Source organism: Roseobacter sp. YIN89 (assembly GCF_057219365.1).
Genome location: NZ_JBXVVD010000003.1, coordinates 385,714 through 398,468, shown reverse-complemented (window position 1 = coordinate 398,468; position 12,755 = coordinate 385,714). Strand labels below are relative to the sequence as shown.

At 52.6% G+C, this 12,755-nt stretch carries 15 protein-coding genes; 3 read left to right on the top strand and 12 right to left on the bottom strand.

The window, feature by feature from the left end; all coding sequences use genetic code 11:
- Nucleotides 1–202: 202 nt before the first annotated feature.
- Nucleotides 203–1,003: a glutathione S-transferase family protein gene (locus AC2D8V_RS14295; RefSeq protein WP_484734251.1), complete on the bottom strand. Its 801-nt coding sequence runs from the start codon at nucleotides 1,001–1,003 to the stop codon at nucleotides 203–205.
- A 4-nt stretch (nucleotides 1,004–1,007) separates the two neighbouring features.
- Nucleotides 1,008–1,451, bottom strand: a complete 444-nt coding sequence (locus AC2D8V_RS14290) for a cupin domain-containing protein (RefSeq protein ID WP_484734250.1) — start codon at nucleotides 1,449–1,451, stop codon at nucleotides 1,008–1,010.
- Nucleotides 1,452–1,563: 112 nt separating this feature from the next.
- Here AC2D8V_RS14290 and AC2D8V_RS14285 point away from each other — a divergent pair, with 112 nt between their 5' ends.
- Nucleotides 1,564–2,496: a LysR family transcriptional regulator gene (locus AC2D8V_RS14285; protein ID WP_484734249.1), complete on the top strand. Its 933-nt coding sequence runs from the start codon at nucleotides 1,564–1,566 to the stop codon at nucleotides 2,494–2,496.
- A gap of 222 nt (nucleotides 2,497–2,718) precedes the next feature.
- On the opposite strand, the gene AC2D8V_RS14280 is transcribed toward AC2D8V_RS14285, so the two are convergent.
- Together AC2D8V_RS14280 and AC2D8V_RS14275 are read right to left on the bottom strand one after the other, a co-directional pair.
- On the bottom strand, nucleotides 2,719–3,210 hold the full coding sequence (locus AC2D8V_RS14280; protein ID WP_484734248.1) for a hypothetical protein: 492 nt from the start codon (nucleotides 3,208–3,210) through the stop codon (nucleotides 2,719–2,721).
- A gap of 267 nt (nucleotides 3,211–3,477) precedes the next feature.
- Entirely contained in the window at nucleotides 3,478–3,654 is a 177-nt protein-coding gene (locus tag AC2D8V_RS14275; protein WP_484734247.1) for a hypothetical protein, read from the bottom strand.
- Between the two features lie 392 nt (nucleotides 3,655–4,046).
- On the opposite strand from AC2D8V_RS14275, the gene AC2D8V_RS14270 reads away from it, so the two are divergent.
- Entirely contained in the window at nucleotides 4,047–4,454 is a 408-nt protein-coding gene (locus AC2D8V_RS14270; protein ID WP_484734246.1) for a c-type cytochrome, read from the top strand.
- Nucleotides 4,455–5,007: 553 nt separating this feature from the next.
- Complete coding sequence (locus AC2D8V_RS14265; protein ID WP_484734245.1) at nucleotides 5,008–5,163, top strand: hypothetical protein; 156 nt, start codon at nucleotides 5,008–5,010, stop codon at nucleotides 5,161–5,163.
- Nucleotides 5,164–5,319: 156 nt separating this feature from the next.
- Here AC2D8V_RS14265 and AC2D8V_RS14260 read toward each other — a convergent pair whose 3' ends face one another.
- The 8 genes from AC2D8V_RS14260 to fabD form a co-directional block, all read right to left on the bottom strand.
- A complete protein-coding gene (locus tag AC2D8V_RS14260; RefSeq protein ID WP_484734244.1) occupies nucleotides 5,320–6,597 on the bottom strand; it encodes a hypothetical protein in 1,278 nt (425 codons plus the stop codon).
- A 133-nt stretch (nucleotides 6,598–6,730) separates the two neighbouring features.
- Nucleotides 6,731–7,063 (bottom strand): hypothetical protein, encoded by a 333-nt coding sequence (locus AC2D8V_RS14255; protein WP_484734243.1) that lies wholly within the window; start codon nucleotides 7,061–7,063, stop codon nucleotides 6,731–6,733.
- Nucleotides 7,064–7,297: 234 nt separating this feature from the next.
- Nucleotides 7,298–8,455, bottom strand: coding sequence for an endolytic transglycosylase MltG (gene mltG, locus AC2D8V_RS14250; protein ID WP_484734242.1), 1,158 nt, complete (start codon nucleotides 8,453–8,455; stop codon nucleotides 7,298–7,300).
- The gene (gene fabF / locus AC2D8V_RS14245) at nucleotides 8,455–9,714 is read right to left on the bottom strand and encodes a beta-ketoacyl-ACP synthase II (protein WP_484734241.1); all 1,260 of its coding nucleotides are present in this window, start codon (nucleotides 9,712–9,714) and stop codon (nucleotides 8,455–8,457) included. The genes mltG and fabF overlap by 1 nt, the downstream gene beginning before the upstream one ends.
- An 89-nt stretch (nucleotides 9,715–9,803) precedes the next feature.
- On the bottom strand, nucleotides 9,804–10,337 hold the full coding sequence (locus AC2D8V_RS14240) for a GNAT family N-acetyltransferase (RefSeq protein ID WP_484734560.1): 534 nt from the start codon (nucleotides 10,335–10,337) through the stop codon (nucleotides 9,804–9,806).
- Between the two features lie 172 nt (nucleotides 10,338–10,509).
- Complete coding sequence (locus AC2D8V_RS14235) at nucleotides 10,510–10,743, bottom strand: acyl carrier protein (protein WP_484734240.1); 234 nt, start codon at nucleotides 10,741–10,743, stop codon at nucleotides 10,510–10,512.
- A 237-nt stretch (nucleotides 10,744–10,980) separates the two neighbouring features.
- Nucleotides 10,981–11,718 carry a 3-oxoacyl-[acyl-carrier-protein] reductase gene (gene fabG, locus AC2D8V_RS14230; RefSeq protein ID WP_484734239.1) on the bottom strand — a complete coding sequence of 246 codons (738 nt, stop codon included), beginning with the start codon at nucleotides 11,716–11,718 and terminating at the stop codon, nucleotides 10,981–10,983.
- A gap of 14 nt (nucleotides 11,719–11,732) precedes the next feature.
- Nucleotides 11,733–12,665, bottom strand: a complete 933-nt coding sequence (fabD, locus tag AC2D8V_RS14225) for an ACP S-malonyltransferase (RefSeq protein ID WP_484734238.1) — start codon at nucleotides 12,663–12,665, stop codon at nucleotides 11,733–11,735.
- Between the last annotated feature and the right edge of the window lie 90 nt (nucleotides 12,666–12,755).

The following is a 12,755-nucleotide window of genomic DNA, read 5'->3' as shown; positions in this document are numbered from 1 at the left end:
GGTCATTGCGCCATTTTCCGCGAGCGTCTGCTCTTGCGCTAAGCGGCCATTCGAGGCTGAAACTTCGGATTTTCTTGTCCGAACGACCGCTCAACGGCGCTTAGCCGTCATCTGAGCAAAATACTCGGATGACCGAGTCGAGCCCACTTTGACAGATGCTGCGTGGAGCATGAATGTCCGGTTTTGATTTCCAACATCAACTTCAGGCGACAAGGCCGAGCTCTTTGTCGGTGGCTGTTGCCGAATATTTTTCCGTTGGGGGCATGGGTCTTGATTGCCAATGCGGCTCGAAAGTGAAGCTTGAAACGCTACGCCCTTCTGGCAAAGCACCATTTCCTGCCCCAAGCGCATAGTCGTAGTAGAGCTTGACGATCTCTTCATCGGTCACCTGCTCTGTCGCTGGATGCGCCATGCATGCGTCATGCCACGCGCGCACCCGGTCATAGCCCTTGCCTTCGGGAAGTTGGAAACCTTCGTAGTAGTCAAGGAACCAAAACCGCTTGAACATTGGGGTGAAGACGGCCTCAACCAGACCAAAATCCTCGAACAGATATGGACCGGTTGGGCTGTGATGCCCCAGGAAATCATCAATGTCCCGATACAGGGTCAAAAGCTTTTCTAGATGTGCGTCCCGCTGTGCCAGATCCTGATTCATGACAAAGAGATAACCTGCCATCGTGAACGGGCCCTCGCGGGCAATCAGCATCGACTCAATGGCATGTTCGACCGGGTCGCTGCGGCGCAACGGTGCCCCCGGCAAGGCTTCGTCAAGATAGCGCAGGATAACGAGGCTTTCCTTGAGGATGCGCCCGTCGCTGGTCTCCAGCACCGGCAAGGCAGTGGTGCCTCGGGTTTTGGCCAGCAACTCCGGATCGCGCGGCTTGGTGATGTCCACGACCCTGAATTCCACCGCATCTGTGAGTCCCCGCAGAGCAAGCAGGATTTCCAGACGCTGTGAAAAGGGGCAGACGGGGATGTGATAAACGATGTGCTTGTCGGTCATGTGATCAATCCAGCGGGGGGCCGGTGAAGGCCATGTTGTGCCGCTTGGCGCTTTCTTCGATAGCAGGCATGTCCTCGGGGATGCGGCATTGACCGGCTGCCATGTCGGCAAAGAAACCCTCAAACCCTCCGGGTGTGAGGATCACGAAATGGCGGCAGGGGCCGTCATCGGTCACTTTGAATGTATGTTCCTTGCCGCGCGGGATGAACACGCTTTCGCCCGCACCGGCGGTGAACTCATCGCCATCCAGCCAGAACCTGCAGGTCCCGGTAACGATCACAAAGGTTTCGTCTTCGTTCTGATGCACATGCCGCGGCGGACCGCTGCCTGCGGGGGACCAACTGTCCACAATGGACATCGCGCCTCCGGTCTGTTCGGGGCTCAGGATGGTCTTGTATTGCACGCCGAGCCATTCGATGGCGCCGTCGATTTGGTCCAGGTCTTTCATCGTTTCTCTCCCATAGTCTTGGATTGAAACGAAAGCGCTTTCGTTGACACTACTTTACAAGATGGCCAATCTATCAGGCAAACCGCATTTTCTGATATAGGGTATCGGCCAAGTGAATTTCGCTACACTCGATCTCAATCTTTTGCGCGTGTTGGACGCTCTCTTTCGCGAAGGCTCAACCGTAAAGGCGGCCGACCGGCTGGCCATGTCGCAATCCGCTGTCTCTGGCGCATTGTCACGTCTGCGCCATGCCTTGGATGACCCCCTCTTTGTCCGGCAGGGGAACCGATTGGTTGCTACGGATTATGCAGCGGGGATCGAAACCGGTTTGCGCGAGGAGCTCGAACGCCTGGAGCTCCTGCTGGCCCCGCCGACGACATTTGACCCGCAAACCGCCGAAGGCACTTTCCGAATTGCCGCCAGTGATTTTTTCGCGGAACTCCTGATGCCGCCCTTGGGTGATCTTTTGCAAAAGTCAGCGCCCAATTTGCGGGCTCAGCTCGTTGATCTGGTTCCGAACGACTACGTGGCCAGCCTTGAACGTCGCAAGGCCGACATTGCGCTTTTCCCCGATTTGGAACTGCCAGACTGGGTCAATCGAGAACCGCTTTTCCATTCGCCGTTCCACGTTATCGCCCGCAAAGGCAATCCAGGCATCAAGAGGCTTGAGGACGGATCGCAGATGCCGATGGATACCTTTTGCGCGCTTCACCACGTTCTGTTCTCTCCTGAGGGAAATCTCGCTGCGATGGGTGATGCTGCGCTGACACGCGTTGGTAAACGTCGGCAGGTCGCGATGACAGTTCCAGTGTTCAGCGGCGTTTGCCGCGCGGTGAGCGAAAGCGATCTGATTGCGCTTGTGCCCGCGCAACTTGCCGAGAAAGTAGCCACGGCCTTCGGGCTGCATGTGTTCAAACCTCCAATGGAGATTGAACCGGCGTTGATCATCGGCATCTGGCACAAGCGTTCCGACAATGCCCCGATGGCGGTCTGGATGCGGAGCCAAGTCTTCGAATTTATGAAGGGTTTGGAGTTAGACATTTAGGCAATCTGTGCCACGCAGCGCCCGTAGGATATATACAAATCGATGTTTCGAAAAACAGAATCGAAATTGGTTTAATCAGTCAATGCAGACATTCGCGCAGGCGCAGCGAATTCACACTTTGTCCGCGACTCGGACCTTCGACGATTTTTTACGAACGGCCGCTGCTGGTGTAAGCAGTCGTACCCACTCTCAGAGCAAAAAACTTATACAAAAAATCTGTCGTTAAGGCTTATCAGACGCCTTCTCCGTTGCATCAAGTGCAGCTAAGAATGCCGCACGCCAAGTTTGGATATTGTTAGAGTTAAGATCATTTTCTCTTAGATATTGACCGCCCTGTCTCTTTTTTTTGGCCTTGTCATATTCTTTGACATGTTTGATTTTGGTCTCTTCTGACCAGCTTCTCTTGCTGCCTTTAGATTGCTTTGCTTCTTCCTTTTGTAGTGGAAGGGTATGGCCATAAATCTCTGACAATAACTTTACGTCTACATCCGGTTCCTTTTCCCGCAAGTAGCCTTTGAAGTCATCTTCGAAATCTTCAAACCTATCTGTCACTTCATCCATCGTTTTTTTTAGGCTGTGTAGGGCAGGTTTGATCATCTCTTCCCAAACTGAATGGAACTCGTGGCTCATCGTCTCTTTAAGCTCAGCGTAGTATTTTTCGTCAGCTTCTTTTTTCTCAGCCTTTAGTTCAGCGAGTGTCTTTTTCTTAGCCATTTTTCCCCATCCCCATTTTCGGTGTTGGTAGCTAGAGTCTAAATTGAAGCACCAACTGTGTCATGATCTCATGCAGAGAATACACATAAATTCAATATTTCTTCAGATAATTATTAACGCACTGGGAAAGCGTCAGGACTGAGGTTTTTTACTTGGGGTAAGCCAGTCGATGATGTACCGCGCGAATGTTGAAAAACATAGGCGATTGGCCGTTTTGTAGAAGAAGCAAGTTTCACTCAAGGAGAAATCACCTTCTACCGCGCCAAATCACTTCTTATCCCGCGCGGCCTTTTCTTCTTTGGTCAGTTTGTTGTTCCAAACATTGTTGCTCAAACCCAGTTCAGCTTTAAGTGGTTTGGTCTTTCCGACGCTGACTTTGCCGCCTTTGTTGAGGAACTCCTGAATAAGCGCATCATCCGTTGTTTTTTTGGGGACATGTTTCATAGAAATACATTTACCTTCTCAGCATCATTCTTGTCACGCATCATTTTAAGGATAATGTACGCCAAAGGTCTTCTGCCGATATTTCATAAGCGCAGCGTCACACGAGGGCACCATCTTGGTGATACTTGTCGCAAACGGCTCTGATTGCGCTGTGCGTGGCTCTGTGGGGCAGGAGATAGTTACAAATTCAGGTGAACGATTGAGCACGTCATATACTGGCGTAATCTGTGATTACGGTGCATGGCGCTTTGTCGTGTTCCACCTTCTTATGGGACCGCTTTTCGCCTTCAGGTTAACAACCAATTCTGTCGCCCAGAGATTGAATGAGGCAGCACGGATTTGCTTTCAAGACTAAATCGGCACAGAGTGAATGAAATTGAGGGAGTATACTTGTGCGGTTTCGACTTACCTTAGCCACCATCATACTGGCCGGCCCAGCCTCGGCACAGAACGTCGAAATGCAGAATGGCGAGAACCTTTTTCTGTACTTTTGTGCCGAGTGTCATGGAAGGGACGCAGAAAGCATTGGCCCAATGGCTGAAATGCTGGCCATCGAAGCGCCGCAACTTACGACACTTAGTGAACGTAACGGCGGAGAGTTTCCGACAGAAACTGTTGCCATGCAGATCGATGGTCGCATGAACATTGGCAGCCACGGCGATATGCCGGTTTTCGGCCCGTATCTGGAAACCGTCCAGTCAGTAGCTATCAAACTACCAAGCGGGCAGACAATGATGGTGACGCAGAACCTTGCTGACTTGATTACATATCTGAAGACTGTTCAGAACGAACCAAAATAGGCGGCTTGGTTCAAAGTGCGAAACGTCGCAGTCGGTATGCGCGTGTGACGATCGCGCAGGAGGTGATATCTACGTGATCAGATAGCAATGTCACTTTGTAGCCTGACAGTTGCGAGATCGTGTTGCAGAAGGAGTCCGTCAGAGACTGGCGTAATCTGTAATTACGGGTCTCGGTTTCGGGTTAGGTTTTTTAGGAGGTATTTGCCCTGATTGAGGAACTTTTACGGGTATTTCTGGTTTTGAACTCGTATTCGACATTTTACCAAGCCAATCAATAGTTACAGTTACAACAACGCCTAACTGTAACATAAAACGGCTAATTCACAAAATTCCGCCAAGCATTGCGTACAAATCCCTTGAGATAATATGGACCTTTTTACCTCCGCCGAGGGCTAGTTTTTCTAGAACTGAATGCTGTGCTTGGCGTTGTCCTCGTCCAAATGTGAGTCCGTCGTGCAACTCTCTCTGAAAAGCTCAAACCTGCGCATTGGTGCGTGTGCAAATTGCCCGTATAGCTTCAGTAAAAAAATAGTAATCGAGCAGGTGAACCATCATGAGCATCAATCCAAACCCAGAAAACAGGTCATTTTTCCGTTTAGAGAATGCGTTAATCTTTGCTGTATATTTGGTTGCAGTAGTGGTTCTAACAACTGCGGCAGAAACTATTGTGGCTAATGCAGTGACGCCCGCCAATATTTTGCCTTTCTAGCCTCTGAACCGTGCCAGTTTTTCAGATACGCATTTGTAGGAAACATTCTCGTGGGGATATGAGGCACTTAATGCGGTACTTCTATCTTCTTCCAGCGATTTTTCTTATGGCTGGATGCGCACTCCATGACCCAAATGATAGAAATCAGTCTGGTCGTTAATCGTCTAAAAAATCCAGATCAAGCTTCTTGATAGCTTCTAATCTGACTTCCAAGCTTGGTCCTACTCCATACTTAGAAGCTTCATCACCAGATGAATGACCAGTTATGAAGTCGTTAATCTCTTTTGAAACACCATTATCACGCAGCATATCTTTAAATGTGCCGCGTAGACTATGAACCACCTTCTGCTTATCGTCTGTCACAGTGCGTATAATCTTCATCAGGCTGTTAGAAAGACTTGTAGTGGTCTTACCATCCTTATTGGTCTTAACGCTCTTAAAAAGCCTACCCTGACCTTCTGGAAGGGTAATTTTAGGGTGTACTGGTACTAAACGCTTAGAACCTTGGTTTTTCACTATAGAATTGGTCAGATCGTAGTACAGAACACCTTCATCACTGGTCTTGATATCTTCATGATTCAGAAGTGCAGCTTCATCCAACCTCATTCCAGTTGAAGCCAAGATGGATAAAAGAAGCCTATGGTCTTCACTCATATCAATGCTGAATATTTCTGTTAGTTCAGCTTTTGTGAATGGGCTATATTTTGTTGATTTTTTACCATAAATGGACAGAGTGAGATTAACGAATGGATTATTTTCAATCAATTCTTCACGTTCTAGCCAAGAAAGAAATGGTGAAACAAATGTGATGTGGGTCTTGATGGTCTTACCTGCATACCCTTGTCCCTCAAGATGTTTAGCAAATCGGTAAGCATGTGCTTTCTGAATTTCACCTACATACTCTGGTCCAACTGAATCCATGAAACGCTCCAATACTCGTTTAGCCGATTTCTGGGTGCTAATTCTGTCCCATGACCTACCGTCTAGATAAAGCGGTATAGCCTCAGAGAGAGGCATAGAGGCTTTCTGTGAAGTGTCTGTTGGTATCGGTGTGGCAACAGGTGGTTTTGGACATACAGTCTTTGGAAACTCTGCACGTTCCATTGCATCGCCTAACTGAGCCTCTAATTTGACCGTGTGGGCTAACATTCTGTCGTACTGACGTTTGTTTATACCCTGTACACGTGCTTTGAAGTCTGTTGGGTCTTCTCTTCTGATTGGAGCAAACCCCATGTCAACCAACTGCTTATCCAGCGTCTGGTAGATTTCTTCTGTGATGCTGTGTTGAAGCTTTTCAGCTTCTTTCAAGTCACTCGTGCCTGTTGATCGTCTGATTTGATTACCATTGTGTGATAATTCAGGTGGCTTGGTGACTACCACATAGTACTTATTATTTTTTGCTTTTAGCTGTATCAGGCTGGATTTATGGAACATGGTGTGAACCTTTTTCAAAACATTTTATAGTGTCCATTCTATTTTGCTTTGGAAATAAATCAATAATATTAAGCGTTTATTAACCATTTTTATGAGAGCCAGAAGCTCTCCCTCTGTCAGACTGTTCAAAAACTCATCCTGCACGCTTGGTGCAGCGGAGCCGATCCAGCTTGCACCCGATGTCAGCGCGTGCACGTTCGAGATCAAGGGCGTATCCCCCTTGGGCAATTCCGGCTGATTTACTTCGACATTCGACAAGGCGGTTCTCCACATCCTGACAGGTCCGCAGTAGCGTCTTGGCCGTCGCTACAGTCTTGCTGTCTTTTGTCTGCTCCAATCCGTCACCTTCACGGACACGGGCTTTGAGCGCTTCCAGTTCAGTGCGCAATTCTTGGATTGTCCCGATAACGGAATTCAGAAGGCTTTCAGTTTCAGACGTTACAGTTTCTACAGTTTGCAAGGTCATTCAGGTTCTACCTCTCGTGCGTTTTGCCTCCGCACGATGAGAGAAACGAAAAAACGACCCGACGGGAGTTAACCCGGGGTCGTTTGCCCACTTCTTCTAGCGTGCCACAAGGTGTACCAAAGACCGCGCGCAGAGTCAACAAAATTCGTTTTTAATTCAGTATCTTAGCGCACGGTTCCATTAACGAATTTCTTAACAGCCGCGCAGTGCGTTCTCGAAATCGAGGCCGTTACGCTAGTTGCTTGATGCTCTCTCAGCTTCAATCTTGCGCCATTCGGCGACGTTGCGATTGTGCTCTTCAAGCGTTTCGGCAAAGGCATGACCACCCGTGCCATCCGCAACAAAGAAGATGAATGGCGTCTCAAGCGGATTTGCCGCCGCCTCTAGGCTCGCACGGCCTGGGTTGGCAATCGGGGTCGGCGGCAAACCTTCGATGACATAGGTGTTCCAAGGCGTCTGGGCGCGCAATTCACTCTGGCGCAGCCCGCGCCCCAGTACGCCACGTCCCTGCGTGACGCCATAGATTACGGTTGGGTCTGTCTGCAGCCGCATACCCTGATTCAGCCGGTTCACGAATACGCTGGCTACCTGTCCGCGCTCCTCGGCAACGCCTGTCTCTTTTTCAATGATCGATGCCAGGATCAGCAACTCCTCAGGCGTTTGAATCGGCAGGTCTTCCGCCCGAGCACTCCAAGCTTCGGCGACACGACCTTCCTGCGCCGCACGCATACGCGCCAGAACGTCGGCGCGCGCGTCTCCGGGCCGCACTTCATAGCTGTCCGGCGCCAAAGCACCCTCAGGCGGAACCTCTTCCACCGTACCCTGCAGTATGTCCATCGCCTTCAGACCTTCAACGATCTGCCAAGACGTGACCCCTTCTGCAAGTGCAACGCGAAAGCGGGTGCCCGCGTCATCTTTGCGATCCTCATAGATTTCTGGCGATGTTTCTTCGACGGGGTTGAATTCCGCTTTCTCAACGAACTGGTTCGTTTGAGGATCGAGCTCCCTCAAACGCACACCGATGCTGTTCACACCAATCCGGTAAACGATCTCAATCCCGCAAGAGCTTGCACCACCGCGGGTGATTGTATCGACGATTTGCGCCATCGATGCATTCTCCGGCACTAGATAACTGCCCGCCTTCAACTGAGACGTCTTATCGGCGTAATCAGCGCCGATCCGAAAGATCGATGCCGACGAAATGACGCCATCTTCGGCCAAAGTATCGCTGACCCGACGCATGTTTGTACCTCCCGGAACCTCCACGCAATAAGCCTCATTCAGCGGCCCTGCGCCTGTGTAACGCCCCTGCCCCCACATGATCACACCGGCTCCGAGGAACAGCACCACCGCGAGCATCGTCACAGCATTGGAAGCAATATGGCGCCACATCAGCTGGTTTTTCCGAAGATCACGCTGGCGTTGGTGCCACCAAAGCCAAAGGAGTTCGAAAGAGCCACGTTGATCTCGCGTTCCCGTTTCGCGTTGGGCGCCAGGTCAATAGCTGTCTCAACCGCCGGATTGTCCAAATTGATCGTGGGTGGTGCCACCTGATCGCGGATTGCCAGAATAGAGAAAATGGCCTCAATCGCACCCGCAGCCCCCAAAAGGTGGCCGGTCGCCGATTTCGTCGAGGACATGGTGACCTTGCCAGCATGTTCGCCCAGCATCCTTTCGACAGCACCCAACTCGATGGTGTCGGCCATGGTCGACGTGCCGTGCGCGTTGATATAGTCCACGTCCTTGGGCTCCAAACCTGCGTTGCGCAAGGCATTACGCATAGATCGTTCGCCGCCCTCACCGTCTTCGGAAGGAGCGGTGATGTGATAAGCGTCGCCCGAAAGGCCATAGCCCAGCACTTCGGCATAGATTTTGGCACCGCGTGCCTTTGCGTGCTCGTACTCTTCCAGCACGACGATACCAGCACCTTCTCCCATGACGAATCCGTCGCGGTCCTCGTCATAAGGCCGGCTCGCTGTCTGTGGCGCGTCGCCTCTTTTGGTAGACAATGCTTTGCAGGCGTTGAAACCGGCAATACCAATCTCGCAAATGGCTGCTTCGGCACCCCCGGCGATCATCACGTCTGCGTCGCCATGCTGAATGAGCCGGCTCGCATCGCCAATGGCGTGTGCGCCAGTCGAACACGCCGTCACAACCGAATGGTTCGGCCCTTTGAACCCGTATTTGATGCTCACCTGCCCAGAGATCAGGTTGATCAGCGCGCCCGGTACAAAGAAAGGTGAAACACGGCGTGGGCCTTTCTCAGCCATCATCACTGCCGTGTTCGCGATCGAATTCAATCCGCCAATACCAGAGCCGATCAAGACACCCGTACGCTCAAGGCTTTCGGAATCTTCCGGCTGCCAGCCCGAGTCTTCGACAGCCTGCTGCGCGGCGGCCATCCCGAACATGATGAAAGTATCGACCTTTCGCTGCTCTTTCGGCGCCATATATACGTCTGCGTTAAATGTCCCGTCGGTGCCATCACCCAAGGGCACTTCGCAGGCGTATTGCGTCACCAGATTGCTTGCATCAAAACCAGTGATCGGCCCGGCACCGGACTGGCCATCCAGAATTCTCGACCAACTCGCCTCGACCCCATCGGCGAGAGGCGTGACAAGACCCAAACCCGTGACAACTACTCTGCGCATCGTAATGCCCCCTTCTTGTGTTGCCCTCCCATACCGTGAGGCGCACTTTTAGTGCAAGGGTCGTTCCTTACCCAGTTGTGGAACTTCGCCTACTGCGGCGGTGTGTTCCTTTCAAATAGCAACACAGGTTCTTCCATGTAGGCGGTTTCCCTCATACGCTGATATCCCAATTGTTTGGCGATTTCGACGGAACGAATATTCTCAGGATCGATCATGCAAACAAGACGCCCGGTGACGACGCGATCAAACCAATCATGTGCCGCACGCACAGCCTCGATGCCAAAGCCCTGACCATGTGCATCCGGTGCCAGCACCCAACCCGCCTCCGGAAAATCATCGAAATCATCGCCAAGGTCACGTTTTGCGTAAAAGAACCCGACCTGACCGGACATTTCCGGTGCCCGATGTCGGTGAATTGCCCATTGGCCGAAACCAGTGATCTGCCAATGTCCTGCGTGCCGCAAGAACGCGGCCCAAGCTTTGCTGCGCGGCCAAGGCGTGCGATCAACGTACCGCACAACTTCGGGCATCGCCCATATTTCGGCAAACCGGTTAAAGTCTTCTGCTCGCATGCCCCGAAGGGTCAAACGATGCGTGTTAATCGTCGGTATCGTGCGCGACATGTGCTCTGCCTCTTTATCGCGTAAACGGAGCTTTTCGCCCTCTGCAACCACCATGACGCAGGATGGCTGCGCGTTTCAAGCCCCATGGATGCCAAGCATGAAAAAAGGCGCCTCTCCGCAACGGAAAGGCGCCAATTTCAGCTGATCTGTCGGGCGCAAGCCCGGGTAAAGATCAGGAGGCTTCAGAGATGAATTTCACCGCATCGCCAAATGTCTGGATCGTTTCTGCCGCATCATCAGGGATTTCGATGCCGAACTCTTCTTCGAACGCCATGACCAGCTCAACAGTGTCAAGGCTGTCCGCGCCCAAGTCGTCGATGAAAGAGGCGCTTTCCACGACCTTGTCTTCCTCAACACTCAGGTGTTCCACAACGATTTTCTTCACGCGATCTGCGATATCGCTCATAATAGTCCCTCATTCTTTCAGGCCACGCATGGCCCCTTTCGGTTACCGGTCAGGCAGCGCACCGCGACCCTGACTTGGCGTATGCCCCAAAAGGGGCGGCTCTATTTCCTGACCCGCAGGTGCAGGAAGGTTCGGGCATGCAAAGCACCCCCGGTTGAAAACTGCGCCCCCTTTAACACAAGCTGCACCAATGGCAAACGCATTGTGCACCCCGCTCGAAAAGGTTGCGGAAAGTGGTTACAACATGGCCATACCACCGTTGACATGCAAGGTCGTGCCAGTCACGTAACCTGCTTCGTCGCTGGCAAGGTACAAAACAGCCGAAGCAATTTCGCCTGGCGTGCCCATGCGTCCAGCCGGAACCTGCCCCATGATTGCAGCCTTTTGATCGTCGGTCAGCTTGTCAGTCATGGCCGTCTCGATAAATCCGGGCGCGACCGCGTTGACCGTGATCCCCCGGCTAGCGACCTCATAGGCGAGACTCTTTGACATTCCCACCATACCTGCTTTGGACGCGGCATAATTTGCCTGTCCCGGATTGCCGGTCGCGCCAACCACCGAAGAAATGTTAACGATGCGCCCCCAGCGGGATTTCATCATGCCGCGCATCACGCCCTTACACAGCTTGAAGGTGGCCGTCAGGTTTACGTCAAGCACTGACTGCCATTCTTCGTCCGACATGCGCATGAACAGGTTGTCTCGTGTAATCCCCGCGTTATTCACAAGAACATCAACCGATCCCATGGCTTCAGCCGCCTGTTTCGGCAGGGCTTCAACCGCCTCCATGTCGCTCAGGTTGCAGGGCAGAACATGTGCACGCTCTCCCAATTCGCTCGCCAACGCCTCCAACGGGTCGACCCGTGTGCCCGACAGACCTACTGTCGCGCCCGCGGCGTGTAAGGCGCGCGCGATATCTGCCCCAATGCCGCCTGATGCGCCTGTAACTAGCGCGTTTTTTCCTGTCAGATCAAACATCTGCCTCTCCCTTTTCAAGTCTCGATAGCAGCTTTCACATCGTCTGGCACGCCGATGTTCCGCACCGTAGCGTCCTTTGCGATGCGGCGGATCATGCCGCTGAGCGCCTTGCCTGCGCCAATTTCCCAGAATTCGGTCACGCCCCGAGACGCCATCCACTCCACAGATGTTTTCCAGCGCACCTGACCGGTAACCTGCTTGATCAACAAATCGCGGATCGTATCAGGGTCACTGACAGCTTCTGCCACCACATTGGCCACAACCGGTACTTTGGGAGCAGCCATTTCAACTTCCGCCAGTGCTTCGGCCATTTTTTCGGCTGCGGGAGCCATCAGTGCGCAGTGGAATGGCGCGGATACAGGCAGCATCAGCGCCCGCTTCGCGCCGGCTTCCTTGGCCATTACAGTCGCACGCTCAACCGCATCCTTGTCACCAGACACCACATTTTGCGCGGGATCATTTGCGTTGGCTACCTGACAGACCTGCCCTTGGGCCGCATCGGCCGCCACCTGCGTCACCGTATCAAAATCCAGACCAAGCACTGCGGCCATAGCGCCCTGACCAACCGGAACAGCCTTTTGCATGGCCAAACCGCGAATACGCAGCAGCCTTGCAGCATCGGAGATCGAAAATGTTCCGGCAGCCGCCAGCGCAGAATATTCGCCTAGCGAATGCCCGGCGACAAAGGACGCACGCGCCACGTCCATGCCTTCGGTTTCCAGCGCCCGCATCGCAGCGATCGAAGTGGCCATAAGCGCCGGTTGCGCATTTTCAGTAAGCGTCAGGGTTTCAATGTCCCCGTCCCAAATCAGGTCACTGAGTTTCTCGCCTAAAGCCGCGTCAACTTCGTCGAACACGGCCTGAGCGGCCGGAAACGCCTCCGCCAGCGAACGCCCCATGCCTATCGTCTGTGCACCCTGCCCGGGAAAAACAAATGCGATGCCCATCTCGCTCCCCTTTGTTTTTGTCTCTTCTTTCTTTCGCCTTAGCCTGCCCCGGCGGCAAGAGCAACAATTCTGCAGGCAAAATTACACCGC